Here is a 26,228-nt window from a genome sequence, read left to right on the forward strand (position 1 = left end):
CTCACGCTCCCGCTGTGGCGACGAGGAGGGCGGCGACCACCAGGACGACGGTGCCGGCGAGCAGCGCGCTCACATAGGTCTGCAGATTGCCGGTCTGGGCACGCCGGACGGCCGTGCCGAGCCAGCGGGGCAGGGCGCCCGCGCCGCGTACGTAGGTGTCGACGACCTCGCGGTCGAGGAACCGGACGAGCGTGGCTGCGGCCTGGACCGGGCGGACGAACAGGACCGCGTACACGGCGTCGAGGTGGAAGCCGACGGCCGCGTGGCGGTGCAGCGGGCCGAGCAGGAGTCGGCCCGGGTCCGCCGGGTCGGGTGCGGAGGCCACGTTCCCGTAGGCGGGCGCGTGGCTGGCGATGGCCTCGGCCTCGACGAGTCCGGCGTCCCCCTCGGGGTGGGCCGCGACCGCACCGATCGGTACGCGGGCCGCCATGGCCATGGTGTGCCGCCAGGCGCCGTACGTGATGATGCCGCCGACCAGAGCCACACCCGTGCCGAGGACGGAGGTGGTGAGGGTCGGGGTCAGGTCGCGTCCGTCGAACCAGTCGGGCAGTGGGCCGGTGGCGAGTCCGAAGGCGAGCGACGGGACGGCGAGCACCCAGAGGACGGCGTTCATGGCGATCGGCTGCCTGCCGTGGTCGGGGGCCTCCGGTCCATGGCCGCGGAAGGCGAGGAGCCACAGGCGCATCGCGTACGCGGCGGTGAGCAGGGCCGTGACCAGGCCGGCGACGAGGACGATCCAGCCGACGGCGCCGGGGATGCCCTCGGCGTGGCCGGTGGCGACGTGCTCGGCGGCGCCGAGGACGGCCTCCTTGGTGAAGAAGCCGCTGAAGGGCGGGATCGCGGCGAGCGCGAGGAGCGCCACGGTCATCGTCCAGTAGGCGTCGGGGACGCGGGCGCGCAGGTCCTTCATACGGGACATGGCGGCAAGGGAGTTGGTGCCGGCGGCGTGGATGATCACGCCTGCCCCGAGGAACAGCAGCGCCTTGAAGGCGCCGTGCGAGAGGAGGTGGAAGACGGCGGCACCGCGGTCGCCGACGGCGAGGGCGCCGGTCATGTAGCCGAGCTGGCCGATCGTCGAGTACGCGAGGACGCGCTTGATGTCGTCCTGGGCGAGCGCGGCGAGGGCCGAGCCGGCCATCGTGACGGCGGCCATGACGGCGAGGACGACCAGGGCTGCCGAGGAGGCGGCGAAGACCGGGAGGAGCCGGGCGACGAAGTAGACACCGGCGGCGACCATCGTCGCGGCGTGGATCAGCGCGGAGACGGGGGTGGGACCCGCCATCGCGTCGGGGAGCCAGGTGTGGAGCGGGAACTGCGCCGACTTGCCCGCCACACCGGCCAGGAGCAGCAGGGCGATCAGGGTCGGGTGGTCGAGCCCGCCGCTCGCGACGTTGCCGAGGATCTTCGTGATCCGGAAGGACCCGGCGTCGGTGGCGAGCGCGAACAGGCCGATCAGGAAGGGGACATCGCCGAGCTTGGTGACCAGGAAGGCCTTGAGCGAGGCGGCGCGGGCTTCCGGGGTCTCCCAGTAGTGGCCGACGAGGAAGTACGAGCAGATGCCCATGATCTCCCAGCCGACCAGCAGCACCATCAGGTCGCCGGAGTAGACGACGAGCAGCATCGCGGAGGTGAAGAGGGAGACGAGAGCGGCGTACGAGGGGTAGCGCGGGTCGTCGCGCAGGTAGCCCGTCGAGTAGATCTGCACGCAGGTGGCGACCAGGCCGACCAGCACGGCGACGAGGGCGGCGAAGCCGTCGATGTGCAGGGCGAGTTCGATGGGGACGGAACCGGTGGGGGTGAGCTCGGTGGCGGCGTTCACCGCCTGGTCGCCGCCCTGTCGTACGGCGACGACGACGGCGAGCCCGAGGGCCGCGAGCGGGGGCAGCACGGCGAGGGGGCGTACGAAACCGGGGGCGGTGCGGCCCAGGAGCAGGCCGGCCACGGCGCCCAGGAACGGGAGGAGAGGGACGAGGACGGCGAGGGTGGTCGTGGTCACGCGGTGGCCTCAGCCTTCTCGGCCGGTTCGGGACGGGCGGCGCCGGAGTCGTCGGGCTCGGAGTCGTCGTCGGTCTCGGCGGTGTCGCGGAGCTTGTCGATGTCCGCGGTGCCCCGGTTGCGGTGGACGGCGAGGACGATCGCCAGGCCGATGCCGATCTCGGCGGCGGCGATGGCGATGGTGAACAGGGTCAGGGCCTGGCCGGAGTGGAGCGTGTCCTGGGCGGTCTTGCTGAGCCAGACGTCGAAGGCGACGAGGTTGAGGTTGACGGCGTTGAGCATCAGCTCGACGGACATCAGGACCAGGATCGCGTTGCGGCGCGCGAGGACTCCGTACAGGCCCGTGGAGAAGAGGAGGGCGGAGAGCACGGCGGGATAGGCGAGGTGCATCAGCGGGCGCCTTCCTTGTCGCTCCGGGGGGTGTCGTTTCCGGGGCCGTCCGTCCGGGTGCCGGCAGCACGGGTGCCGCCGTTTCGGCTGCCGTCGGGCCGGGTGCTCGGGACGCTCGTGGTGGTCGCCGCGTTCGCCTTGGCCTTGCGGGAGAGGACGATCGCGCCGACCAGGGCTGCGAGCAGCAGGACCGAGAGTGCCTCGAAGGGGAGCACCCAGCTCTGGAAGAGGCTCGCGCCGGTGACCTCGGTGGAGCCGGCGGCGGCACCGTCCAGGTCGATCCAGGTCGTCCGGAAGGCGTCGACGACGACCCAGACGAGGGCGGCGGCCGCGGCGATCGCCACGGTCAGGGCGGCCCAGCGGTTGCCGGAGTCGGCGTCCGGGGAGCGGCCGATGGGGGCCCTGGTGAGCATCAGACCGAAGAGGAGGAGTACGACGACGGAACCGACGTAGATGAGGACCTGTACCCAGGCGATGAACTCGGCAGTGAGGAGGAGGTATTCGACGGCGAGACCGCCGAGGGCCACCACCAGCCACAGGGCGGCGTGCACCAGCTGTTTCGTGGTGACGGTGACGACCGCCGCGCCGAAGGTGACCAGGCCGACGAGGAGGAAGGCGATCTCGACGCCGGTCGGGGAGAGGAAGCTGTGGGATTCGGAGGCGGCGGAGGTGGTCGTGGCGTGGGCCGCCATGACGGTGGCTGCGGCGAGGGTCACGATTCACCGCCCTGCGGATCGGTGGGCTTGGCCTGCGGGGCGGAACCGGAACCGGGCCCAGTCCCGGGCGTGGCTCCGGGTTCGGGTGTGGATTCGGCCTTGGCCGCGGCGGCCAGCTTTTCCGCGGATTTGCGGGCGGCGGCGAACTCCTTGGGCTCCTCGGCGCCGGGGTCGAGGGCCGGTGGGGCCGGGACGGTCCACATCCAGTCGCGGAGTTTGTCGCGCTCGTGGGTGAGTTCGTGGATGTCGGTCTCGGCGTACTCGAACTCGGGGGACCAGAAGAGGGCGTCGAAGGGGCAGACCTCGATGCAGATACCGCAGTACATGCAGAGGGCGAAGTCGATGGCGAAGCGGTCAAGGACGTTGCGGCTGCGCTCGCGTCCGCCGGGGGCGGCGGGCGGGACCGTCTCCTTGTGGGAGTCGATGTAGATGCACCAGTCCGGGCACTCGCGGGCGCACAGCATGCAGACCGTGCAGTTCTCCTCGAAGAGGCCGATGACGCCGCGGGTGCGGGGCGGGAGTTCGGGCTGGGCGTCCGGGTACTGCGCGGTGACGGTCTTCTTCGTCATCGTGCGGAGGGTGACGGCCAGGCCCTTGGCGAGGCCGGAGCCGGGGATGGGGGCCATGGTTACGAGATCACCACCTTCACGACGCCGGTCAGGGCGATCTGGGCGAGGGAGAGGGGGACGAGGAGGGTCCAGGCGAGCTTCTGGAGCTGGTCCTCGCGCAGGCGGGGGTAGGTGACGCGCAGCCAGATGACGACGAAGGCGAGGAGGGCCGTCTTCAGCAGGGTCCAGACCCAGCCGAAGCCGTCGGCGTCCCACGGACCGTGCCAGCCGCCCAGGAAGAGCACGGTGGTCAGACCGCACAGGACGACGATTCCGGCGTACTCGGCAAGGAGGAACAGTGCGAAGCGGAGGCCCGTGTACTCGGTGTACGCGCCGAAGATGATCTCCGAGTCGGCCACCGGCATGTCGAAGGGCGGGCGCTGGAGTTCGGCGAGGCCCGCCACGAAGAAGACGATGGCGCCGACGATCTGCCAGGGCAGCCACCACCACTCGAAGGCGTCGACGATGCCGGGGAGGGAGACGGTGCCCGCCGCCATCGCGACCGAGGCGGCGGTCAGCAGCATCGGGAGTTCGTAGGCGAGGAGTTGGGCGGCGGTGCGGAGGCCGCCGAGGAGGGAGAACTTGTTGGCCGAGGCCCAGCCCGCCATGAGCGAGCCGAGGACGCCCACGCCCATCACGGCGAGTACGAAGAAGATGCCGGCGTCGATGACCTCGCCGACCGCGCCCTCGCCCGGGCCGATCGGGATGGCGAGGAGGACGAGGAGGTACGGGAGGAGGGCGACTGCGGGGGCGAGCTGGAAGATACGGCGGTCCGCGCCCGCGGGGACGATGTCTTCCTTCTGCGCGAACTTCACGCCGTCCGCGACGAGTTGGGCCCAGCCGTGGAAACCGCCCGCGTACATGGGGCCGAGGCGGCCCTGCATGTGGGCCATCACCTTGTGTTCCGTCTGACCGACGATCAGCGGGAAGGTGAGGAACACGACGAAGACGATCAGGAGTCGCAGGGCGACGTCGAGCGCGTCGTTCACTGCGGGCCTCCTGGGGAGTTTTCGTCGTCAGTGGGGGCGGGGGTCGGGTTGGGGGCGGAGGCGGGGCCGGCTTCAGGAGCTTCGGAGGGCTCAGTGGCCTCGGGTTCCGGATGGCTCTCGGATTCCGGGGTGCTCTCGGGCTCCGGGGTGCCCTCGGGTTCCGGTGCCGGCTGCTCGGTTGGGGGCGGCTTCTCCGTGGCGGAGTCCTGGTCGGCCTCGTCGAAGGCGGGGCGGGCGTGGTGCCAGGGGGCGTCCGAGCTGCGGGGGCGCGCCGGGCCGGTCGAACGGTCGTCGCCGGATTGGCCGACGGGTGTGGCGGGTGCGGCAGGCGCCTGGCGTTGCGACGCCGAGCCTTCGCCCGCGCTCCGCGATCTGCGCGGGGATGTCGGGGCCGGGGCCGGGGCCGACTCTGATGCCGGTGCGGCTTCGGCGCCCTCGGCCGAGGCCGACGCCCCCTCCGGAGCGGGAGCAGAAGGCGGTGCCTGGGGCTGAGCAGCCTCCGCCGCAGGAGCCGGAGCTTGGGCGGCCTCCGAGGCCGAGGCCGACGCCGCCTCCGAAGCGGGAGCAGTCGCAGAAGCCGGTGCCGGTGCAGTCTCCGTGGCCGAGGCCTGAGCAGCCTCCGTGGCCGAGGCCGGCGCAGCTTCCGCAGCCGGGTCGGTGTGGCGCTGGGTCGCCGAGCCCTCGCTCGCGCTGCGAGCCCGACGTGCCGTGGGCCGAGCCTCCGCCGCCGCGCCGCCGCCCTCCGTGGACGCGGCACCACCGGGCGACACAGCACCGGCCGCAGCACCGCCAGCCGGCACACCACCGGAGGCAGCACCACCAGCCCGCGTACCACCCGACGCGGCACCCCCAGCCTGCGTACCCGCGGGCGGCGCGGTACCCCCAGCGGCGGCGCCCGGTGTCGCCGTCTGGCTTGCCGAGCCCTCACCCGTTGTGCGGGAGCGCCGGACCGGGCGGTCGCCGGGCGGGCGGGCTGTGCCTCGGGCCGGGCGGGTCGGGGCGGGAGGGAGTTGGCCCTTGAGGGGGCCCCACTCGTTGGGGTCGGGAACGCCCGGCGGGAGCATCTGGCGGCGCTTCGGGCCGCCGTGTTCCGACTCCCCCGGTTCCTTCGCGCCCGGCCAGGCCTTGGCGACGCGCGCGGCCAGGACGAAGTCCTTGCGGAGGGGGTGGCCCTCGAAGCCCTCGGGGAGGAGGAGCGGATCGAGGCCGGGGTGGCCCTCGAAGGCGACGCCGAACATCTCGTGGGTCTCGCGTTCGTGCCAGGCGGCGCCCGCGTAGACCTCGACGGCGGAGGGGAGTTCGGGGGCGTCGTGCGGGACGGTCGTCCGTACGAGGAGGCGGCGGACCGGAGCGAGGGCGACGACGTGGGCCGAGACGCGGAAACCGGTGCCGGGTTCGTCGACGGCACTCAGCCAGTCGAAGTACGTACAGCCGAGCACGTCGCGCGCGGCCTCCAGGGAGGCGAGCCAGGACGTCGGCGGCACGTCGACCGTCAGTACCTCGTACGACTCCTCGGCCGTGGCGTCCGGGCCGAAGAGTTCCTCGACGGGGGCGGGGAGCCAACCGGTCATCGGGCGTCCCCCGTGGCCGGCGGCTGTGTGGACGGCGTATGCGTTGACGGCTGCGCGGACGGCGGCTGTACGAGGCCGCTCTGGAGGGCGGCCGTGGAGGGGCGCGAGGTTCCGTAGCGCTCCCCCAGCGACTCCCTGGCGATCTTCTCCTGGAGCTTGAGGATGCCCTGGAGGAGGGCCTCGGGCCGGGGCGGGCAGCCGGGGACGTACACGTCGACGGGGATGATCTGGTCGACGCCCTTCGTCACGGAGTACGAGTCCCAGTACGGGCCGCCGCAGTTGGAGCAGGCGCCGAAGGAGATGACGTACTTCGGCTCGGGCATCTGCTCGTACAGGCGCTTCACGGCCGGGGCCATCTTGTCGGTGACCGTGCCGGACACGACCATCAGGTCGGCCTGGCGGGGGCCCGGCGCGAACGGGATGACACCGAGGCGGATGAAGTCGTGGCGGGCCATCGACGCCGCGATGAACTCGATCGCGCAGCAGGCGAGGCCGAAGTTGAAGACCCAGAGCGAGTAGCGGCGGCCCCAGTTCAGGACCACCTTCATCGGCTCGGGGGCCAGCCGGGCGAGCGCGCCCAGGCGCTTCGGTTCCGGCAGAGGCACCGGCTCGGGAGCCGAAGCGGCCGGCGTCGCCGACATGGCCGAGGAGGTCGCGTCCGCGTGCGGACGGGTCACGTCCATGTGAGGACGCCCTTCTTGTATGCGTACAGCAGGCCCACGGCCAGGAAGCCGAGGAAGATGAACATCTCCACGAGCGTCGCCGCACCGTAGCCCGGCGCGGCGAAGACCGTCGCCCAGGGGAAGAGGAAGATCGAGTCGACGGCGAAGATCACGTAGAGGAAGGCGTAGACGTAGTAGCGGACCTGGGTGTGGGCCCAGCCCTCGCCGACGGGGTCGACGCCGCATTCGTACGTCATGAGCTTCTCGGGCGTCGGTACGACGGGCCGCAGCAGACGGCCCGCTCCGAAGGCGACGGCGACGAACAGCACGCCGATCACCGCGAGCAGTCCGACGACCGAATAGGACTCGAAATAGTCCGCCGCGACGACGGTCCCGGCCGTCTCGGCAGCCCCGGCGGTCCCGGTCGCCACGACCATGGTCGGTTCCGGCACGTCCGCCCCTCGCTCCCTGACCTCGTATGACCCCGTACTGACTACGCGCGCGCCGTGCGATGCGCCGCGTTCGACGATCTGTACGCACCGGAGTCTAGGGCCTGATAAAGAGACGGTAAGCAGCCCGTCACGGGTAGGCATGATGCGACGGCTTTCCCAGGCCGTACTCCGGTCGCCCTCCGGCCGCCTCCCGAACGTCTTCCGGCCGTCCGCGGAGCACCTTCCAGCCGTCTTCCGCGGACCTTCCAGCCACTTCCGCAAAGCTTCCAGCCGCTTCCGCGCACCTTCCGGCCGGTCTCCAACCCCTCTCACACCGCCCGGGGTCGTCGTGGAGGCCGGGGATGGTGGGGTTTACCCCAGGGGATCCGGGCGGTCCTCCTCATGGCGCGGCGGCCCGCGGCCCGGCAGGCTGGCGCCTATGACCGAACGCATCCTGGCCGCCGACACTCCGGACGGCGGCACCGACCGGCCACCACCCGCGCGCTTCGCGTACGACCGGCACACCTGGAAGGAGATCGCGCATCTCCTGGCCAACCTGCCGGTGTCGCTCGTCGGGTTCACGTACGTGGTGACCGTGCTGTTCACGGGTGCCTTCCTGACCCTGACGGTGATCGGGTTGCCGCTGCTCGCGGCCGGGCTGATGGGCGCGCGCCAGCTGGGCAAGCTGGAGCGCGGCCGGGCCAGGGCGCTGCTCGGGGTGCGGGTCGACGAGCCGAGCCCGCTGCCGTTGCGCGGGCGGGGCGGGTTCTTCGCACAGCTGTGGATGGCGCTGAAGGATCCGGTCGGCTGGCGCACGGTGCTGTACGAGTTCATGCGGCTGCCGTGGGGCGTGGTCACCTTCACCGTCACGCTGGTCTCGTTGTTCCTGCTGTGGCCGGTGCTTCCGTACATCGCACGGGGGCTGGCCAACGCGGACCGGGCGATGGTGCGCGGGCTGCTCTCGCCCTCGGACGAGCTGGAGCGGCGGATCGCCGAGCTGGAGTCCGACCGGGGAGTGGTCGTCGACACGGCCGCGGCCGACCTGCGGCGCATCGAGCGCGATCTGCACGACGGGGCGCAGGCCCGGCTGGTGAACCTCGCCATGGGCCTCGGCCTGGCGAAGGAGAAGCTGCTGGAGGGCCAGGCCGACGAGACCGTCGCCGCCATGGTCGACGAGGCGCACGGCGAGGTGAAGCTGGCCTTGCAGGAGCTGCGGGATCTGGCCCGCGGCATCCATCCCGCGGTCCTCACCGACCGTGGTCTGGACGCCGCGCTGTCCTCGGTCGCCTCGCGCTGCACGGTGCCGGTGAAGGTGACCGCCGATCTGCCCACGCGGCCGGCCGCGGCCATCGAGGGCATCGCGTACTTCACCGTCTCCGAGCTCCTTCAGAACGTCAGCAAGCACAGCGGGGCGCGGTCCGCGTCCGTCGACGTGTGGCGCTCCGACAACCGCCTCCTCATACAGGTCTGGGACGACGGCCGCGGCGGGGCCTCCCTCGACGGCGGCACGGGAATGGCCGGACTCGCGGACCGCCTCGGCGCGGTGGACGGCCTCTTCGTCATCGACTCACCGGTGGGGGGACCGACCACGGTCACGGCGGAACTCCCGTGGCGGGACCGGGAACTGGCGGCCGGGTAGGCGGGTAGGCGGAACCAGTGGAGCGGGCGGGACGGGCAGGGACGGGCGCGGACATGAACCTCGCGTCCTCCAGGCCCGCCCGCACACACGTCCCTGCCCGCACGCACGTCCCCACCTACACGCACGTCCCCGCCCCCACGCACGTCCCCGCCTGGATCCACGCCGGTCACCATCGGCCCCCCGAAGGTTCGGCCCCCAGAAGGTAGGGAAAACCCCCGCCCCAAGACGCCGACTCGCTCCATGTCCCGGCTGGGCGGGACCGAGCAATCTGGAGTTACAACAGCGGACGATCAGAAACGGACGGCGGCCATGGCCACGGAGTACGGACAGGGATACGGGTGGGACGGCGGACCCGGGTTCCGCGGGGAGGGCGCCCAGGAGCGGCGGCACCGGCTCCCGGCCGCGCTGCGGGCGCCGGTCGAGGCGCGCAGCTGGCGCGAGTTCGGGTATCTGATGCTGAGCCTGCCGGTCAGCATCATCATGTTCACCTTCGCCGTGACGATGGTGTCGCTCGGCGCGGGCCTGCTGGTCACGTTCCTGGGCATCCCGGTACTCGCCGCCGGCCTCGCGGGCTGCCGCGGTCTGGGCGCGCTGGAGCGGACCCGGGCGCGCGGGCTGCTGGGCCTCGATGTCGCGGCGCCGGAGCCGTTGCGCATGACGAAGCAGGGCGCGATGGCGTGGATGGGCGCGATGCTGAAGAGCGGCGCGTCCTGGCGGCACCTGCTGTACGCGGTACTGCACTTCCCCTGGGCCGTGTTCGCCTTCTCGGTGGCCATCAGCTTCTGGACATACGGCTGGGCGATGCTGACGTACCCCCTGTGGTTCTGGCTGTTCCCGGTCTACGGCGGGCAGGACGGGCTCCAGCTGTACGGGGACCAGGGGCACAGCATCTATCTGGACAACCCCTTCGAGATCACGGTGACCGCGCTGGTGGGCCTGCTGCTCACGATGGCCACGCCGTGGATCGTGCGGGCACTGACGCAGGTGGACCGGCTGCTGGTGCACGGGTTGCTCGGGCCGTCGCGGCTGGCCACGCGGGTCGTCGAGCTGGAGTCGGACCGGGGCGTCGTGATCGACACGGCGGCGGCCGACCTGCGGCGCATCGAACGCGATCTGCACGACGGGGCGCAGGCCCGGCTGGTGGCCCTCGCGATGGATCTGGGGCTTGCGAAGGAGAAGCTCACGGAGGATCCGGAGGCGGCGGCGCGGATGGTGGGCGAGGCCCACGGTGAGGTGAAGACGGCGCTTCAGGAGCTGCGGGATCTGGCGCGCGGGATCCATCCGGCGGTCCTCACCGACCGTGGTCTGGACGCCGCGTTGTCCTCGGTGGCGTCCCGGTGCACGGTTCCCGTGCAGGTCGAGGTCGATCTGCCGGCCCGGCCGGCGCCGGCGATCGAGGGGATCGCGTACTTCACCGTCTCGGAGCTGCTGCAGAACATCAGCAAGCACTCGGGGGCCACCCGGGCCTCGGTCGATGTCTGGCGGATCGAGAACCGGCTCATGATCCAGGTGGTCGACAACGGTGTGGGCGGGGCGGATGTCGCCGCCGGCTCGGGGCTCGCCGGGCTGGCCGAACGGCTCGACGCGGTCGACGGGATCCTCGTGGTGGACTCGCCTGTCGCCGGGCCGACCCGCATCACGGCGGAGCTGCCCTGGCGGGGGTGAAACGCTCCCTTCTTGTCGGGGGTGGGTGTGGGGATTCCTTTCCCCGGACCCACCCCTTCGTACGTCCGGCGCGCGCCGTCCTGGGCTGATCGCGCAGTTCCCCGCGCCCCTTGCGGGGCGCGGACCGACAACGATTCCCTCACCCACCCTCAGTTGGTCCCAAATGCTGGAATGCTGGGGGTTGCCGTACGAGCGTGGGGGGCCGAGCAATCGTGGAGGACAGGGTGCGTGTGGTCATCGCCGAGGATTCAGTGCTGCTCAGGGAGGGCCTGACCCGGTTGCTGACCGACCGTGGGCACGATGTGATCGCCGGGGTCGGCGACGGGGAGGCGTTGATCAAGACGATCACGGAGTTCGCGGCGCAGGACGCGCTGCCGGATGTGGTGGTCGCGGATGTGCGGATGCCTCCGACGCACACGGACGAGGGCGTGAAGGCGGCCGTGCAGCTGCGCAAGCGGCACCCGGGACTCGGGGTGCTCGTGCTGTCGCAGTACGTGGAGGAGCAGTACGCCACCGAACTGCTCGCCGGTTCCAGTCACGGCGTCGGCTATCTGCTGAAGGACCGGGTAGCCGAGGTGAGGGAATTCGTGGACGCGGTCGTCCGCGTGGCCCGCGGCGGCACCGCGCTGGATCCCGAGGTCGTCGCGCAGCTGCTCGGGCGCAGCCGCAAGCAGGACGTCCTCGCGGGGCTGACGCCACGCGAGCGGGAGGTCCTAGGACTCATGGCCGAGGGGCGGACGAACTCCGCGATCGCACGTCAGCTCGTGGTCAGCGACGGCGCGGTCGAGAAGCACGTGAGCAACATCTTCATGAAACTGGGCCTGTCCCAGAGTGACGGGGATCACCGGCGTGTTCTCGCGGTCCTCACCTACCTGAACTCCTGACGGCCTGACACTGTGTCAGAGATCACCGCAACGCAAGCACGAGAGCCAGGCATGAGCACGAGAACCAAAGGATGAGCGTCAAGCGTCTTCACAGGTAACGCCGGGGGGCGGATAAATCATGGCAAATCAGGGTGTCCGGTGGTCTCAAAAAGGAGTCCACCGTACGAACGGTCAGGGGAAGGCGACCCTTAGCGACGTAGGGTTGGACCCGGGATGGCCTGCGGGAGGGCCGATCCCGGACAGCCGCCTCGAAGGAGGTTCACTTCAGTGACCAGTCAGGTCAGCAGTCCAGCCGAGCATGCCGACGGAACCGTCGTAGGAGAACAGCGCAAACCGGCGGGCACAAAGGATGTACGCCGGCTGGACCGGGTGATCATCCGGTTCGCGGGGGACTCCGGAGACGGTATGCAGCTCACCGGAGACCGCTTCACCTCCGAGACGGCATCCTTCGGAAACGACCTTTCGACACTGCCGAACTTCCCCGCCGAGATCCGCGCGCCCGCAGGCACCCTGCCGGGCGTTTCGTCTTTCCAGCTGCATTTCGCCGACCACGACATCCTCACCCCCGGCGACGCGCCCAACGTCCTCGTGGCGATGAACCCGGCCGCGCTGAAGGCCAACATCGCCGACGTGCCGCGCGGCGCGGAGATCATCGTCAACACGGACGAGTTCACCAAACGGGCGATGCAGAAGGTCGGCTACGCCACGAGCCCCCTGGAGGACGGTTCGCTGGACGGCTACAGCGTCCACCCCGTCCCCCTCACCACCCTCACCGTCGAGGCGCTCAAGGAGTTCGACCTCACCCGCAAGGAGGCCGAGCGCAGCAAGAACATGTTCGCGCTGGGCCTGCTGAGCTGGATGTACCACCGGCCGACCGAGGGCACCGAGAAGTTCCTGACGACCAAGTTCGCCAAGAAGCCCGATATCGCGGCGGCCAACATCGCCGCGTTCCGCGCGGGCTGGAACTTCGGCGAGACCACCGAGGACTTCGCCGTCTCGTACGAGATCGCACCGGCCACCGCGGCCTTCCCGACCGGCACCTACCGCAACATCTCCGGGAACCTGGCCCTGTCCTACGGCCTGATCGCGGCCTCGACCCAGGCGGACCTGCCTCTCTACCTGGGCTCGTATCCGATCACCCCGGCCTCGGACATCCTGCACGAGCTGAGCCGGCACAAGAATTTCGGCGTACGGACCTTCCAGGCCGAGGACGAGATCGCCGGCATCGGCGCCGCGCTGGGGGCGGCCTTCGGCGGCTCGCTCGCCGTGACCACCACCTCCGGACCGGGTGTCGCGCTCAAGTCGGAGACGATCGGGCTCGCGGTGTCGCTGGAACTGCCGCTGCTGGTCATCGACATCCAGCGCGGCGGCCCCTCCACGGGCCTGCCCACCAAGACCGAACAGGCCGACCTGCTCCAGGCCATGTTCGGCCGCAACGGCGAGGCGCCGGTGCCCATCGTGGCCCCGCAGACCCCCGCCGACTGCTTCGACGCCGCCATCGAGGCCGCCCGCATCGCCCTCACCTACCGCACCCCGGTCCTGCTGCTGTCCGACGGCTACCTCGCCAACGGCAGCGAACCGTGGCGGATCCCGGAGACCGACGAACTCCCCGACCTGCGCGTGCAGTTCGCCCAGGGCCCCAACCACACCCTGGACGACGGCACCGAGGTCTTCTGGCCGTACAAACGCGACCCGGGGACCCTCGCCCGGCCGTGGGCGATCCCGGGCACGCCGGGTCTCGAACACCGCATCGGCGGCATCGAGAAGCAGGACGGCACCGGCAATATCTCCTACGATCCCGCCAACCACGACTTCATGGTCCGTACGCGCCAGGCGAAGATCGACGGCATCGACGTACCGGATGTCGAGGTCGACGACCCGCACGGCGCCACCACCCTCGTCCTGGGCTGGGGCTCCACCTACGGGCCCATCACCGCGGCGGTACGGCGGCTGCGGGCGGCCGGGGAGGCGATCGCGCAGGCGCATCTGCGGCACCTCAACCCGTTCCCCGCGAATCTCGGTGCGGTGCTGAAGGCGTACGACAAGGTGGTGATCCCCGAGATGAACCTCGGTCAGCTCGCCACCCTGGTCCGGGCGAAATACCTGGTGGACGCCCACTCCTACAACCAGGTCAACGGAATGCCGTTCAAGGCCGAACAGCTCGCCACGGCTCTCAAGGAGGCCATCGATGGCTGAGACGACCACGGAAGGTCCGGGCACGATCGAGGCGCTCACTCTGGTGCCCAAGGCCGAGGCCAGGCAGTCCATGAAGGACTTCAAGTCCGATCAGGAAGTGCGCTGGTGCCCCGGCTGCGGTGACTACGCGATCCTCGCGGCGGTGCAGGGCTTCATGCCCGAACTGGGTCTCGCCAAGGAGAACATCGTCTTCGTCTCGGGCATCGGCTGCTCGTCCCGCTTCCCGTACTACATGAACACGTACGGGATGCACTCCATCCACGGCCGCGCCCCCGCCATCGCCACCGGGCTCGCCTCCTCCCGCCGGGACCTGAGCGTGTGGGTGGTGACCGGTGACGGGGACGCGCTGTCCATCGGCGGCAACCACCTCATCCACGCCCTCCGCCGGAACGTGAACCTCAAGATCCTGCTCTTCAACAACCGGATCTACGGACTCACCAAGGGCCAGTACAGCCCGACCAGCGAGGTCGGCAAGATCACCAAGTCCACGCCGATGGGCTCCCTGGACGCACCCTTCAACCCGGTGTCGCTGGCCATCGGCGCGGAGGCGTCGTTCGTGGCGCGGACCGTGGACTCCGACCGCAAGCACCTGACGGAGGTGCTGCGGCAGGCCGCCGCACACCCGGGCACCGCCCTCGTCGAGATCTACCAGAACTGCAACATCTTCAACGACGGCGCCTTCGAGGTCCTCAAGGACAGGCAGCAGGCCGAGGAGGCGGTGATCCGCCTGGAGCACGGGAAGCAGATCCGTTTCGGAGCACCGCTCGACAGCGGTCTCGGTTCCAAGGGCGTCGTGCGCGACGCGCTGACCGGTGACCTGAAGGTCGTCACCGTCACTCCGGAGAACGAGCCGCAGATCCTGGTCCACGACGCGCACTCCGCCTCCCCCACCACGGCGTTCGCGCTGTCCCGGCTCGCCGACCCGGACACGCTGCACCACACGCCGATCGGCGTCCTGAGGGCCGTCGACCGCCCGGTCTACGACACCCAGATGTCCGACCAGCTCGACACTGCCATCGAGCAGAACGGCAAGGGCGACCTGTCGGCGCTGCTCGCGGGCGGGGACACCTGGACGGTCGTCGGCTGACACCGACACCGACACCGTCGTACGGATTCGGTGAGGCCCGGGCTCTTCAGGCCCGGGCCTCGCCGTTTGCCCGGCCGGCCTACAGCTCGCCGTTCGCCTGGCGTGCCTACAACTCGCCGTTCGCCTGGCGCGCCTACAACTCGCCGTTCGCCTGGCGCGCCTTCCGCTCGTCGTATGCCTGGCGGGCCTTCAGTACGGCGGCCATCCGCTCCTCGGTCCAGCCCGCGAGCGCCTTCACCTGCTCGGCGGCCTCGCGGCCCAGGTCGGTCAGCGAGTAGTCGACGCGCGGCGGGATGACCGGCTTGGCGTCCCGGTTCACGAGTCCGTCCCGCTCCAGGGTCTGCAGGGTCTGGGTGAGCATCTTCTCGCTGACCCTGCCGATCGCGCGGCGCAGCTCGCTGAAGCGGTAGGGCCGGTCGAGGAGCTCGATCAGCACGAGGACGCCCCAGCGGCTGGTGACGTGCTCCAGGACGAGGCGGTACGGACACATCGCCTCGCCGGTGTCGTACTTGTCGACTGCTGCCTTGCCGACTGCGTCGGTGCTCACTGCTTCGGTGCTTACGGCCATGCCAGTACCTTACTTCAAAGTGGGTACTTTCGCAGAGTTAGTGCAGCTCCTATGGTTAGTGCCATACCCACCCCACAAGGAGTTGTTTCCACCATGAGCATCGTCGTCACCGGAGCCACCGGACACCTCGGCCGTTTCGTCATCGAGGGACTGCTGGAGAATGTCCCCGCCGACCGGATCACGGCCGTCGTCCGCAGCGAGGAGAAGGCGGCGGACTTCGCGGCCCGCGGCGTGAAGCTCGCGATCGCCGACTACAACACTCCCGAGACCTTCGACGGCCTCTTCTCGGCCGGCGACAAGGTGCTGCTGATCTCGGGCAACGAGTTCGACAAGGGCCGCGTCGGCCAGCACAAGGTCGTCCTCGACGCCGCCAAGGCGGCCGGCGTCGCGCTCCTCGCGTACACCAGCGCCCCCGGCAGCCTGTCCGCCGCGCTGGCCGACGACCACCGCGACACCGAGGCGGCGATCCTGGAGTCCGGCGTGACGTACGCCCTGCTGCGCAACGGCTGGTACAACGAGAACTACACCGAGAACCTGGCCCCGGTCCTGGAGTACAACGCCGTCGTCCAGGCCGCCGGTGAGGGCAAGGTCTCCTCGGCCTCCCGCGCGGACTACGCGGCCGCCGCCGTGGCCGTGCTGACCGGCGAGGGCCACGAGAACAAGACGTACGAGCTGGGCGGCGACACCGCATGGGGCTTCGCCGAGTACGCGGCCGAGGTGGCCAAGGCATCCGGCAAGGAGATCGTCTACAACTCCGTCCCCGTCGAGGCGTACACGGGCATCCTGACCGGCGCCGGGCTCCCCGGGCCGCTCGCCGCGATCCTGGCCGGCGTCGACGCGTCGATCGAGAAGGGCGAGCTGGTCGTCACCACCGGCGACCTGTCCCGGCTGACCGGCCGGCCGACCACGCCGATCACGGAGTCGATCGCGGCGGCGCTGAAGGGCTGACCCCCGCCCACGGGAAGCACCCCCGCCTGTCATGACCGTATGGCGATACGGGCATGACAGGCGGGGGTGCTCGGCGCTACCTTCTTGGAGGTTGCGCACGGTTCGGACGCCGCGCGTCCGCAGCGTGGTGAGAGGGAGGGGCCGTGCCGGTGGAGTCCAAGGGTGAACAGCACATAGGTCTGGATTCCAAGGGCGAGCAGCGGATCGGTCTGCTGAACGGCTTCGCGGCGTACGGCATGTGGGGGCTCGTGCCCCTGTTCTGGCCGCTCCTCCAGCCCGCGGGCGCGGCGGAGATCCTCGCCCACCGCATGGTGTGGTCGCTGGGCGTCGTGCTGATCGCGCTCGTGGTGATGCGGCGCTGGGCCTGGGCCGGTCCGCTGCTGCGACAGCCGCGCAGACTGGGCCTGATCACCATCGCGGCGGCCACCATCACGGTCAACTGGGGCGTCTACATCTGGGCCGTGAACGCCGGCCATGTGGTGGAGGCGTCCCTCGGCTACTTCATCAACCCGCTCGTCACCATCGCGATCGGCGTCCTGCTCCTGAAGGAGCGGCTGCGGCCCGCGCAGTGGGCGGCGGTGGGCATCGGCTTCGCCGCGGTGCTCGTACTGACCGTCGGATACGGCCAGCCGCCGTGGATCTCGCTCTGCCTCGCCTTCTCCTTCGCGACGTACGGGCTGGTGAAGAAGAAGGTCAACCTCGGCGGTATCGAGTCGCTGGCCGCGGAGACCGCGATCCAGTTCCTGCCCGCGCTCGGCTATCTGCTGTGGCTGTCGTCCCGCGGCGACGCGACCTTCGGCGGCGAGGGCGCCGGGCACGCGGCGCTGCTGGCCGCGACCGGTGTGGTGACCGCGTTGCCGCTCGTCTGCTTCGGGGCGGCGGCGATCCGGGTGCCGCTGTCGACACTGGGACTGCTCCAGTACCTCGCGCCCGTGCTGCAGTTCCTGCTCGGCATCCTGTACTTCCACGAGGCGATGCCCGCCGAGCGGTGGGCCGGGTTCGCGCTGGTGTGGGCCGCGTTGTCGCTGCTGACGTGGGACGCGCTGCGGACGGCGCGGAAGTCGCGGATGGTGTTGCGCAAGGCGGCCACCGCTGCCACGGCCGCCGGCGCCGCCGCGGAAGCGGCCCGGGAGGCGGCGGCCGCGAGCCCGACCACCACCAGCGGCACCGCCACCAGCACGAACACGTAGTCGGTGACGGCGTCAGTAATCCGTGTCCTTGCCGAGGAACAGTTCCGCGAAGCCGGTCGCGGCGGCGGGTGAGGCGAGGATCCGTCGCAGTCTGGCCATCGAGGTGCCCGCCTTGAACGGATCGCCGGACGAGGCGCCGTGGTACACGTCCGAGAGCCACTGCGAGAACTCCTGGTACTGCCACACCCGCCGCAGACAGGCCGCCGAGTAGCCGCGCAGCCCGCTGTCGTCCCCCTTGCCGTAGTACGCGACGAGCGCGTCGCCGAGCAGCAGGGAGTCGTGGATCGCGAGGTTCATGCCCTTCGCACCGATCGGCGCGAGGAGGTGGGCCGCGTCTCCGGCCAGATACAGCCGCCCGTACGCCATCGGCTCCACCACGTAGTTGTGCATGGCCAGGACCCGCTTCTCGATCAACTCGCCCTCGTTGAGCGGCTGGGCCCCCGCCGCCCCGAGGCGTGCGTGGAGCTCGGCCCACACGCGCTCGTGCGACCAGCTCTCCGGGTCGTCGTCGGGCGGGCACTCCAGGTAGTAGCGGGTGACCTGCGGGCTGCGGGCCATGTGACCGGCGAACCCTCGCGGATGGATGCCGAAGACGACACAGTCGGAGGACGGCGGCGCCTCGGCAAGGAGCGCCAGCCAGCCGACACCGAAGTCGTGCCGGGCGACGGTGACGTGCTCCGCGGGCATACGGTCCCGGGTCACTCCGCGTGCGCCGTCGCAGCCGGCGATGAACTCGCAGTCCAGGCGGACCCGTTCACCCGTCTCCGGATCCGTGTACGCCACCGAGGGCCGGTCCGTGCCGATCCCGTCCGGCTCGATATCACGGACACCGAACCGGATGTCGCCGCCCCGGACGTCCGCGTACTCGCGCACCAGGTCCGTCACCAGCAGCGGCTGCGGGTACACGTAGTGACGGTGGCCCGACACATCCGCGTACGGGAACGTGTGGCGCTCTCCGGCGAACCGGAACTCGCACTCGGTGTGCACCAAGGTGTTCTCAAGGAGCCGGTCCGCCAGGCCCCGCCCCTCCAGCGCGCGGACCGCCCACTCCTCCAGGAAGCCCGCGCGCGGCCGCTGTTCGATGAACGCCCTGCTCTCGTTCTCCAGCACCACGCAGTCGACGGAGGCGGCCCGGAGGATGTTGGCGAGGGTGAGTCCGGCGGGCCCCGCCCCCACTATGACGACGCGGGTGCGCTGTGGGTGGACGGCGGCGGACGGGGTGGAGGCGTCTGCGGTCATGCGAACAGTATGGCGAATCCGGTGTGGCCGATTGTCAACTCAACGCCTGCCGGGTGGGGTTGGCGGACGCGTCGGGAATGGCCGTGGTGGTCGTGGTCGTCGTGGCAGTGGCCACGGCGACGGTGGCGGTGGGTGCGGCCGTGGTGGGTGCGGCGGGCGTTCCGGCGGTCGGCGGCTTCGTACGGCTTCTGAGGCCGAAGGACGACAGCAGCGCGCCCAGTGTCACCATCGCCACCGGGACGATCAGGGCCGCGCGGAAGGCGGAGAGGGTGGCGTCCGGATCCGAGCCCGCGGAGGCGCCGGAGGAGACGAGGCCGTACACCGCCGTCACCGCCGAGATGCCGATCGCCGAGCCGAACTGGGTGGCCGTGTGCAACAGACCGCTCGCCAGGCCCTGTTCGGACTCCGCCACCCCGTCCGTCGCCGCGATCGTGAGCGGCCCGTAGGCCAGCGCGAAGGCGGTGCCCGCGATGATCAGGGTCGGGAACATCGCCGCGTACGACCAGTCCATGCCCACGGGAAGGAAGAGCCCGTACGCGACGACCGCCAGGACGAAGCCGCCGAGGATCACCTTCGCGTGGCCGAAGCGGGTGACCAGGCGCGGGGTGAGCGTGGGGGCGAGGATCGCGTCGCAGCCCAGCACCACCAGGGCGATTGCCGTCTGCAGGGAGGACCAGCCGCGCAGTTCCTGGAGGTAGAGCGTGAGGACGAACTGGAAGCCGAAGAAGGCGCCCACGAAGAGGAGTGCGCCGAGGTCGGCCCGTACGACGGAGCCGGTGCGGAGGATGCCGAGGCGCACGAGGGGGGTGGGGGTGCGGCGTTCGACGGCGACGAAGACGACGAGCAGGGTGGTGGCCGCGACGACCGCGCCGGCGGTCAATTGCCAGCCGTCGAGGCCGTGTTCGAGGCGGACGACGGCGTAGGCGGCGAGCAGCATGGCGGCCGCGGCTGTGGTGGCGCCGAGGATGTCGAAGCCTTCGGTACGCCGCCGGGGGCGCCCGGGGCTCTTGTTGCTACCCGGTTCCTGAATTCCGGGCTCCCCGATCTCCGTTTCCTCGGTGCGCGGCTGGGCCGGGATCAGGCGTACCGCCGCCACGAGCAGGGCGCCCGCGAGCAGGACCGGGGCGAAGAAGACCCAGCGCCAGCCCAGTTGGGTGAGCAGGCCGCCGATGACCAGGCCGAGGGAGAAGCCGCCGGCCGCCGTGCCCGCGAAGACCAGCAGCGCCTTGTTGCGCTGCTCGCCCTCCTCGTACGACGTCGTGATGAGGGACAGCGCGGCCGGCGTCATGAACGCGGCCGAGACTCCGGTGACGAAGCGGGCGACGATCAGCGTCCAGCCCTCCGTGGCGAAGCCGCCCAGGCCGGAGAAGGCGAGGAAGACCGTCAGCCAGGTGAGGAACATCCGGCGGCGGCCCAGCAGGTCGGCCGCGCGGCCGCCGAGCAGGGTGAAGCCGGCGTAGCCGAGTACGTACGCGCTCATCACCCAGGCCGCGGTGTCGGTCGGCAGGTCGAGGTCGGATCTGATGGAGGGGATCGCGACCGCCAGCATGGCGACGTCGATGCCCTCCAGGAAGATCGTTCCGCAGAGGACGAGCAGCAGGGCCCAGGCACGGGTGCCCATCACGACTCCTTGAGTGAGGGAAGGGGCGGTTACCCGAATGAGGGTCGGTTCCCTCTTGTAACCGGTGCCAGCCTGCGGCAGCATCGGCGGACATGGAAGAAGGCACTTTGGAGTCACCGAGTAAGTGCGCGGTAACCATGGACGGCGAGGACACCGATCCCTTCCAGTGGGACACCCGGGAGGGCTGCCAGGTGCGGCAGATCCTCGACCGGGTGGCCGACAAGTGGTCGCTCCTCGTGATCGCCCTGCTCGACAACCGGCGGTTGCGGTTCACCGAGTTGCGGCGGGAGATCGACGGGGTGAGTCAGCGGATGCTGACGGTGACTCTGCGGCAGTTGGAGCGGGACGGGCTCGTGAAGCGGACCGTGCATCCTGTGGTGCCGCCTCGGGTGGAGTACGAGCTCACTCCGCTCGGTGGGACGCTCCACTCGACCATCCGGTCGCTGGTCGCCTGGACGGAGGCCCACCAGGGGGAGATCGCGGCGGCTCGGGAGGCTTATGACGGGCGGGTGGGGGCCGCTGGTTGAGGGGGGTGTTTTTCGCCCCCGCCGCCCCTACCCATTCCCGTCACTACTCGGGGGCCGGCCCCCGAACCCCCGCTCCTCAAACGCCGGAGAGGCTGAAATACCCAGGGGCGCGGGGAACTGCGCAGTCTTTTGGTCTTTTGGGGGTTCGGGGGCGTAGCCCCTGAGTCAGGGACGGGAATGGGTAGGGGCGGCGGGGGCGAAAGAAAGCCTCAGTCGTCCTCTTCCGCCCGGCGGGCCCGATGTGCGCGCGCCTTCTGGCGGTTGCCGCAGTGCTCCATGGCACACCAGCGCCTCCGCCCGGGCCGCGACGTGTCGACGAAGAGCAACGCACAGTTGTGGGACCCGCACTCCCGGATCCGATCCGCATACGGCCCGGTGAACAGCTCCACCGCGTCACGCGCAACGGTGGCCAGCAACCGCGCCCCCGTGGCCCCCGGCGCCCACCCGCGCGCCCCGTCCGCCTCGACCCGGGCGGCAAGCGGCGCCCCGGCCGCGGCGGCGTTGACGACGTCGAGGTGACGGGCCTGGAGAGGCCGCCCATGGGCCCGGTCCACGGCCAGCAGGAAGACCGCGTCGCGCAAGGCTCGCGTTTGCGCCAACTCCCCTTCCGTGACCGTCACTTCGAGCCCGCCGGGCAAACGGCTGCGCTCCACCCAGCGCACCAGATCCGCGGGCTCGTGCAGCGCCTCGTACCGCGCGAACTCCCCCGGCCCGCCCGTCGTCACGAGCTCCATGCACAGCGCCCCGGGATCGAAGCGGAACGTCTTCCCCCCGTACGACACGAGAGTCATCCCGGGCGATTTCATTGCACGCTCACTCACGTAACCACTATAACTGGTTACCATGACAGAGACCCAGCCCCAGACCCCCTCCTCGGCACCGGCGCCCCTGCACTGGAAGCTCGTCATCGACGCCGCCGATCCACACGCCCAGGCCGACTTCTGGGCCGCCACCCTCGACTACCTGGTCGAGGACCACAGCGTCCTGGTCGAGCGTCTGCTCGGCTTCGGGGCCGTACCGCCCGAGGTCACCGTCGAGTCGCACGGCCGCCGGGCCTGGCGGGACCTCGCGGCCGTACGCCACCCCGACGATCCGTACGACCAGGACAGCGGGACCGGACTCGGACGACGGCTGCTCTTCCAGCGCGTGCCGGAGCCGAAGACGGTGAAGAACCGGCTGCACATCGACGTGCACACCGGGGACAGGCAGCGGGAGGCGGAGATCGCACGGCTCACCGGGCTGGGGGCGGCGGTGCTCCGGGAGGTGAAGGAGCAGGGCGGCGAGTGGGTGGTGATGGCGGATCCGGAGGGCAACGAATTCTGCGTGCACTGACAGGCGGGGCCCGGGCGGGACCCATGCGGGACTCACTCAGGGCCCACGCGGGACTCATGCGGGAGCCACTCGGGGCTCACACGGGACCCACGTTGACCGGGGTATCCGCGTACGCGGCAATCAGGGGTGCCCGCCCGGCGCATCCACCCGTGCGCGGCACCAGGGAACGGCCACCCCTCCATGACGCACCCCGAGCGTCACGAGCGGCCGCGATCAGGTGAACTCCAGGGATCCGGTATGCGAACACCCCTGACCGGATTGCGCTCTTGACGGAACGTCAGCCTCAGCTTCACCATCAGGCACCCATTCCCACATGGAATTCGGAGCCCCCCACATGAAGCTCTCTGTTCCCGGACGTGTCACGGGTGCCGCGGTCATAGCCGTCGCCGCACTCCTCACGACGAGCGCGATAGCCGACGCCGCGCCCGCGCGCGTGGCCGCCGCACCGGACATACCCGTCGCCAACGTCAAGGCCCATCTCACCCAACTGCAGTCCATCGCCACCGCCAACGGCGGCAACCGCGCCCACGGACGCACCGGCTACAAGGCGTCCCTCGACTACGTGAAGGCCAAGCTGGACGCGGCCGGGTTCACCACGACCATCCAGCAGTTCACCGCCTCCGGCCGCGTCGGCTACAACCTGATCGCCGACTGGCCCGGCGGCGACGCCAACCAGGTCGTCATGGCGGGCTCCCACCTCGACAGCGTCACCACGGGGGCCGGCATCAACGACAACGGCTCGGGCTCGGCGGCCGTACTGGAAGCCGCGCTCGCCGTGTCCCGCGCCCAGTACCAGCCCACGAAGCATCTGCGGTTCGCCTGGTGGGGAGCGGAGGAGCTGGGCCTGGTCGGCTCGCGCTACTACGTCAACAGCCTCTCCACCGCCAACCGCGCCAAGATCAGCGGCTACCTCAACTTCGACATGATCGGGTCGCCGAACCCCGGCTACTTCGTCTACGACGACGACCCGGCCATCGAGAAGACCTTCAAGGACTTCTACGCGGGTCTCGGCGTCGCCACCGAGATCGAGACCGAGGGCGACGGCCGCTCGGACCACGCCCCCTTCAAGAGCGCGGGCATCCCCGTCGGCGGCCTCTTCACCGGCGCCAGCAACACGAAGTCCGCGGCCCAGGCCGCCAAGTGGGGCGGCACGGCGGGCCAGTCGTTCGACCGCTGCTACCACTCCTCGTGCGACACGACGTCGAACATCAACGACACCGCCCTGAACCGGAACAGCGACGCACTGGCGTACGCGGTCTGGGAGCTCTCGGAGTAGCCGGACCTGCTCCCCAAGGCTCGGGGTAGCCGACGACTGCATGCGTGTGCATATACTGCGTACGCATGCAGTCGTCGTACGCCTTCCATGACGGAGCCGCTCATGACCCGCCACTTCCTGTTCCTCCTGGGCAGCGCCCGCGACAGCGGCAACACCGAGCTGCTGGCCCGCAAGGCCGCGGAACAGCTGCCGGCCGACGTCACACAGCGCTGGCTGAGTCTCACCGAGCATCCGGTGCCCGACTTCGAGGACCTGCGCCACGACAGCGACCATGTCCGGCCGTCCGGCGACAACACGGCCCTGTTGCTCGACGCCACGCTCGCGGCGACGGACCTCGTCATCGCCTCCCCGCTGTACTGGTACTCCCTGTCCGCGCACACCAAGCGCTACCTGGACCACTGGTCGGGCTGGCTGCGCACCCCGGGGCTCGACTTCAAGAAGACGATGGCCGGACGCACGCTGTGGGGCGTCACCGCACTCGCGCACGAGGAGGAAGAGGTCGCCGACCCGCTGATCGGCACGCTCAATCACTCGGCCGCGTACATGGGGATGCGGTTCGGCGGCGTACTCCTCGGCAACGGCAGCAAGCCCGGTGACGTCCTGACCGACTCCGCCGCCCTGACCCGCGCCAAGACGTTCTTCGCGCAGGAGCCCCCGCTCGCCCGCTTCCCGTACGACGGCTGAGGCCCCCGTCGGCAGCAGGTCCCCGTCCCAGGGGCGGCGGTGTGCCCTACGCGGTGATGTCCTTCGCCGTGAACCGCGCCCACGCGGCCGCGCCGAACACCGCCGCGTACAGCCCCTGGAGCTGCAGGTTGCGTATCAGGTCGTCCCAGTAGACCGGGTCGCGCATGAGGTCGGCGAAGGACAGCCAGTAGTGCGAGAAGAAGTACGGCTGTATCGCGTGGAGCTGGGGGATCTGGTCCAGGATCTGCACGGTGATGAGCAGGCCGACGGTCGTCGCCATCGCCGCGATCCCGCTGTTCGTCAGGGTCGAGACGAACAGGCCGAGGGCCGCGATCCCGATCAGTGACGCGGCGACGGCCAGCGCGATCAGCAGCGCCCGCCCGAGCCCCTCGCCGAAACTGATCCGCGTGCCGGAGATCGTCGTCAGCTCGCCCAGTGGGAACAGGAGCGCGCCCACGATGAGCGCCGAGGTCGCCACCACGAGGGTCGCGATGACGCAGAAGGCCAGCGTGGTCGCGTACTTGGTGATCAGCAGGCGGGTCCGGCCCGCCGGGGCGACCAGCAGATAGCGCAGTGTCCCCGCGTTGGCCTCGCCCGCTATCGCGTCGCCCGCGACGACTCCGACCGCCATCGGCAGGAAGAACGGCAGTGTGGCGGCGAGTGCGGTGAAGACCAGGAACAGTCCGTTGTTGGTGATCTGCGCGATGAAGGCGGGCCCCTCGCCTCCGCCGCCTCCGGCCGACGATCCGTCGCTCGTCTCGATCTTCACCGCGATCCCGACCAGCACCGGCACCGCGGCCAGCACGCCGAGCAGCGCGATCGTCCGCCACCGCCGGAGTGTGGTGCCCAGCTCGTTGCGCAGCAGGCCGAGGGTCCACAGCGGGGTCGGCGTCCGTACCCCGGCCGCGGTCTTCGCGGCCGGGGCCGACGGCTCGGTCAGCTCAGCCCGCGACATCGAATCCCTCCCCCGTGAGCGCCACGAACGCGTCCTCCAGCGAGGCCCGCTCGATCCCGAAGCCCCGGACGCGGACGCCCGCCGTCACCAGCGCCGCGTTCACCTCGGCGAGCTCGCGGTCCGGTGGCTCGGCGGTCACCCGGTCCTCGGCGACCACGACATCACTCACACCCTGTTCCTTCAGCACCCGGGCCGCGTCACCCGGATCCGGTGTCGTCACCACGAGCCGGCCGCGCGCGCCCGCGGCCAGGTCGGCCACCGGCCCCTGGGTGATCAGCCGTCCCTGGGCCATCACCGCCACGTGTGTGCACACCTGCTCGATCTCGTCCAGCAGATGCGAGGAGAGGAAGACGGTGGAGCCGTCCGACGCCAGCTCCCTCACCAGGGAACGGATTTCCCGCATCCCCTGCGGGTCGAGCCCATTGGTCGGCTCGTCCAGCACGAGCAGCCGGCGGGGCTGCAGCAGCGCGGCCGCGAGCCCCAGCCGCTGCTTCATCCCCAGCGAGTACGCCTTCGCCTTCTTGCCCGCGGCCGCCATCAGACCGACGCGGTCGAGCGCTGCCGCGACGCGCGTACGCCGGGTGCGTGGGTCGGCGGTCGGGTCGGCCGAGTCGTAGCGCAGGAGGTTGTCGCGGCCGGAGAGGAAGCCGTAGAGAGCCGGTCCCTCGATGAGCGCTCCGACGTGCGGCAGCACGGTGCTCGTGGCGCGCGGCATGGGCTGCCCCAGCACGCGCGCCGTGCCGGATGTCGGCTCGATCAGGCCCATCAGCATTCTGATGGTGGTCGTCTTGCCGGAGCCGTTCGGCCCGAGGAAGCCGAAGACGCTGCCCGCCGGGACGGCCAGATCGAGGCCGTCGACGGCGAGCTGTCCGCCGCGGTAGCGCTTGGTGAGGGCGCGGGTGGCGATCACGGTGTCACCCGTGTCCGCGGTCGCTGCCGCGTCCGCCGGCGTGTCACCGGCCTTCGCCGGGTCACCGGCCTCCGCGGTGTCGCCCGCGTCGGCCGTGCCGCGCTCACCTGCCATGTTCCCGTCCGCGGTGGACAGTTCCGCCATC

The 26,228-nt window shown here is 70.7% G+C and carries 25 protein-coding genes; 11 read left to right on the forward strand and 14 right to left on the reverse strand.

Going from position 1 to position 26,228, the window contains the following annotated elements; genetic code table 11:
- Window position 1: 1 nt before the first annotated feature.
- The 8 genes from ACFWXQ_RS35415 to ACFWXQ_RS35450 are packed head-to-tail and all read right to left on the reverse strand — an operon-like array spanning window position 2 to window position 7,383.
- Complete coding sequence (locus tag ACFWXQ_RS35415; RefSeq protein ID WP_383945299.1) at window positions 2-1,996, reverse strand: NADH-quinone oxidoreductase subunit L; 1,995 nt, start codon at window positions 1,994-1,996, stop codon at window positions 2-4.
- The gene (gene nuoK / locus ACFWXQ_RS35420) at window positions 1,993-2,385 is read right to left on the reverse strand and encodes an NADH-quinone oxidoreductase subunit NuoK (RefSeq protein WP_055614644.1); all 393 of its coding nucleotides are present in this window, start codon (window positions 2,383-2,385) and stop codon (window positions 1,993-1,995) included. The genes ACFWXQ_RS35415 and nuoK overlap by 4 nt, the downstream gene beginning before the upstream one ends.
- Window positions 2,385-3,101, reverse strand: a complete 717-nt coding sequence (locus ACFWXQ_RS35425) for an NADH-quinone oxidoreductase subunit J (RefSeq protein WP_383945302.1) — start codon at window positions 3,099-3,101, stop codon at window positions 2,385-2,387. Before ACFWXQ_RS35425 ends, nuoK begins: the two co-directional genes overlap by 1 nt.
- Window positions 3,098-3,727, reverse strand: a complete 630-nt coding sequence (locus ACFWXQ_RS35430; RefSeq protein WP_383945305.1) for a NuoI/complex I 23 kDa subunit family protein — start codon at window positions 3,725-3,727, stop codon at window positions 3,098-3,100. Before ACFWXQ_RS35430 ends, ACFWXQ_RS35425 begins: the two co-directional genes overlap by 4 nt.
- Window positions 3,728-3,729: 2 nt before the next feature.
- A complete protein-coding gene (locus tag ACFWXQ_RS35435; protein WP_383945308.1) occupies window positions 3,730-4,698 on the reverse strand; it encodes an NADH-quinone oxidoreductase subunit H in 969 nt (322 codons plus the stop codon).
- Entirely contained in the window at window positions 4,695-6,269 is a 1,575-nt protein-coding gene (locus tag ACFWXQ_RS35440; RefSeq protein ID WP_383945311.1) for an NADH-quinone oxidoreductase subunit C, read from the reverse strand. The genes ACFWXQ_RS35435 and ACFWXQ_RS35440 overlap by 4 nt, the downstream gene beginning before the upstream one ends.
- Window positions 6,266-6,952, reverse strand: coding sequence for an NADH-quinone oxidoreductase subunit B (locus ACFWXQ_RS35445; protein WP_383945314.1), 687 nt, complete (start codon window positions 6,950-6,952; stop codon window positions 6,266-6,268). Before ACFWXQ_RS35445 ends, ACFWXQ_RS35440 begins: the two co-directional genes overlap by 4 nt.
- Window positions 6,943-7,383: an NADH-quinone oxidoreductase subunit A gene (locus ACFWXQ_RS35450; protein ID WP_383390091.1), complete on the reverse strand. Its 441-nt coding sequence runs from the start codon at window positions 7,381-7,383 to the stop codon at window positions 6,943-6,945. The genes ACFWXQ_RS35445 and ACFWXQ_RS35450 overlap by 10 nt, the downstream gene beginning before the upstream one ends.
- Before the next feature lie 418 nt (window positions 7,384-7,801).
- Between ACFWXQ_RS35450 and ACFWXQ_RS35455 the strand changes: the two genes are divergently transcribed.
- From ACFWXQ_RS35455 to ACFWXQ_RS35475, 5 genes are all read left to right on the forward strand, one after another.
- Window positions 7,802-9,001 carry a sensor histidine kinase gene (locus tag ACFWXQ_RS35455; protein ID WP_383945317.1) on the forward strand — a complete coding sequence of 400 codons (1,200 nt, stop codon included), beginning with the start codon at window positions 7,802-7,804 and terminating at the stop codon, window positions 8,999-9,001.
- 309 nt (window positions 9,002-9,310) lie between these two features.
- Window positions 9,311-10,666, forward strand: coding sequence for a sensor histidine kinase (locus ACFWXQ_RS35460; RefSeq protein WP_383945320.1), 1,356 nt, complete (start codon window positions 9,311-9,313; stop codon window positions 10,664-10,666).
- A gap of 224 nt (window positions 10,667-10,890) precedes the next feature.
- Complete coding sequence (locus ACFWXQ_RS35465) at window positions 10,891-11,550, forward strand: LuxR C-terminal-related transcriptional regulator (protein ID WP_383945345.1); 660 nt, start codon at window positions 10,891-10,893, stop codon at window positions 11,548-11,550.
- Between the two features lie 267 nt (window positions 11,551-11,817).
- Complete coding sequence (locus tag ACFWXQ_RS35470; protein WP_383945323.1) at window positions 11,818-13,746, forward strand: 2-oxoacid:acceptor oxidoreductase subunit alpha; 1,929 nt, start codon at window positions 11,818-11,820, stop codon at window positions 13,744-13,746.
- On the forward strand, window positions 13,739-14,833 hold the full coding sequence (locus tag ACFWXQ_RS35475) for a 2-oxoacid:ferredoxin oxidoreductase subunit beta (protein ID WP_383945326.1): 1,095 nt from the start codon (window positions 13,739-13,741) through the stop codon (window positions 14,831-14,833). The genes ACFWXQ_RS35470 and ACFWXQ_RS35475 overlap by 8 nt, the downstream gene beginning before the upstream one ends.
- Window positions 14,834-14,966: 133 nt before the next feature.
- Here ACFWXQ_RS35475 and ACFWXQ_RS35480 read toward each other — a convergent pair whose 3' ends face one another.
- Window positions 14,967-15,401 carry a winged helix-turn-helix transcriptional regulator gene (locus ACFWXQ_RS35480; RefSeq protein ID WP_383945329.1) on the reverse strand — a complete coding sequence of 145 codons (435 nt, stop codon included), beginning with the start codon at window positions 15,399-15,401 and terminating at the stop codon, window positions 14,967-14,969.
- A 93-nt stretch (window positions 15,402-15,494) separates the two neighbouring features.
- Here ACFWXQ_RS35480 and ACFWXQ_RS35485 point away from each other — a divergent pair, with 93 nt between their 5' ends.
- Together ACFWXQ_RS35485 and rarD are read left to right on the forward strand one after the other, a co-directional pair.
- The gene (locus ACFWXQ_RS35485; RefSeq protein WP_383945332.1) at window positions 15,495-16,349 is read left to right on the forward strand and encodes an SDR family oxidoreductase; all 855 of its coding nucleotides are present in this window, start codon (window positions 15,495-15,497) and stop codon (window positions 16,347-16,349) included.
- Between the two features lie 173 nt (window positions 16,350-16,522).
- A complete protein-coding gene (gene rarD / locus ACFWXQ_RS35490; RefSeq protein WP_383945347.1) occupies window positions 16,523-17,539 on the forward strand; it encodes an EamA family transporter RarD in 1,017 nt (338 codons plus the stop codon).
- A 12-nt stretch (window positions 17,540-17,551) separates the two neighbouring features.
- Here rarD and ACFWXQ_RS35495 read toward each other — a convergent pair whose 3' ends face one another.
- Complete coding sequence (locus ACFWXQ_RS35495) at window positions 17,552-18,778, reverse strand: 4-hydroxybenzoate 3-monooxygenase (RefSeq protein WP_383945334.1); 1,227 nt, start codon at window positions 18,776-18,778, stop codon at window positions 17,552-17,554.
- A gap of 34 nt (window positions 18,779-18,812) precedes the next feature.
- The gene (locus ACFWXQ_RS35500) at window positions 18,813-20,399 is read right to left on the reverse strand and encodes an MFS transporter (protein ID WP_383945336.1); all 1,587 of its coding nucleotides are present in this window, start codon (window positions 20,397-20,399) and stop codon (window positions 18,813-18,815) included.
- Between the two features lie 92 nt (window positions 20,400-20,491).
- On the opposite strand from ACFWXQ_RS35500, the gene ACFWXQ_RS35505 reads away from it, so the two are divergent.
- Entirely contained in the window at window positions 20,492-20,926 is a 435-nt protein-coding gene (locus ACFWXQ_RS35505) for a winged helix-turn-helix transcriptional regulator (RefSeq protein ID WP_383945339.1), read from the forward strand.
- A 209-nt stretch (window positions 20,927-21,135) separates the two neighbouring features.
- On the opposite strand, the gene ACFWXQ_RS35510 is transcribed toward ACFWXQ_RS35505, so the two are convergent.
- Window positions 21,136-21,717, reverse strand: a complete 582-nt coding sequence (locus ACFWXQ_RS35510) for a CGNR zinc finger domain-containing protein (RefSeq protein WP_383935964.1) — start codon at window positions 21,715-21,717, stop codon at window positions 21,136-21,138.
- A 52-nt stretch (window positions 21,718-21,769) separates the two neighbouring features.
- Between ACFWXQ_RS35510 and ACFWXQ_RS35515 the strand changes: the two genes are divergently transcribed.
- From ACFWXQ_RS35515 to ACFWXQ_RS35525, 3 genes are all read left to right on the forward strand, one after another.
- Window positions 21,770-22,258 (forward strand): VOC family protein, encoded by a 489-nt coding sequence (locus ACFWXQ_RS35515; protein WP_383935806.1) that lies wholly within the window; start codon window positions 21,770-21,772, stop codon window positions 22,256-22,258.
- 334 nt (window positions 22,259-22,592) lie between these two features.
- Window positions 22,593-23,534: a M28 family metallopeptidase gene (locus tag ACFWXQ_RS35520; RefSeq protein WP_362073651.1), complete on the forward strand. Its 942-nt coding sequence runs from the start codon at window positions 22,593-22,595 to the stop codon at window positions 23,532-23,534.
- Window positions 23,535-23,636: 102 nt separating this feature from the next.
- Entirely contained in the window at window positions 23,637-24,218 is a 582-nt protein-coding gene (locus tag ACFWXQ_RS35525) for a flavodoxin family protein (protein WP_383935808.1), read from the forward strand.
- A gap of 46 nt (window positions 24,219-24,264) precedes the next feature.
- On the opposite strand, the gene ACFWXQ_RS35530 is transcribed toward ACFWXQ_RS35525, so the two are convergent.
- On the reverse strand, window positions 24,265-25,173 hold the full coding sequence (locus ACFWXQ_RS35530; protein ID WP_383935811.1) for an ABC transporter permease: 909 nt from the start codon (window positions 25,171-25,173) through the stop codon (window positions 24,265-24,267).
- On the reverse strand, window positions 25,160-26,227 hold the full coding sequence (locus tag ACFWXQ_RS35535; RefSeq protein WP_383935812.1) for an ABC transporter ATP-binding protein: 1,068 nt from the start codon (window positions 26,225-26,227) through the stop codon (window positions 25,160-25,162). Before ACFWXQ_RS35535 ends, ACFWXQ_RS35530 begins: the two co-directional genes overlap by 14 nt.
- Between the last annotated feature and the right edge of the window lies 1 nt (window position 26,228).

This window comes from Streptomyces sp. NPDC058697, from assembly GCF_042715345.1.
In the GTDB taxonomy this organism is placed as follows: domain Bacteria; phylum Actinomycetota; class Actinomycetes; order Streptomycetales; family Streptomycetaceae; genus Streptomyces; species Streptomyces liliifuscus.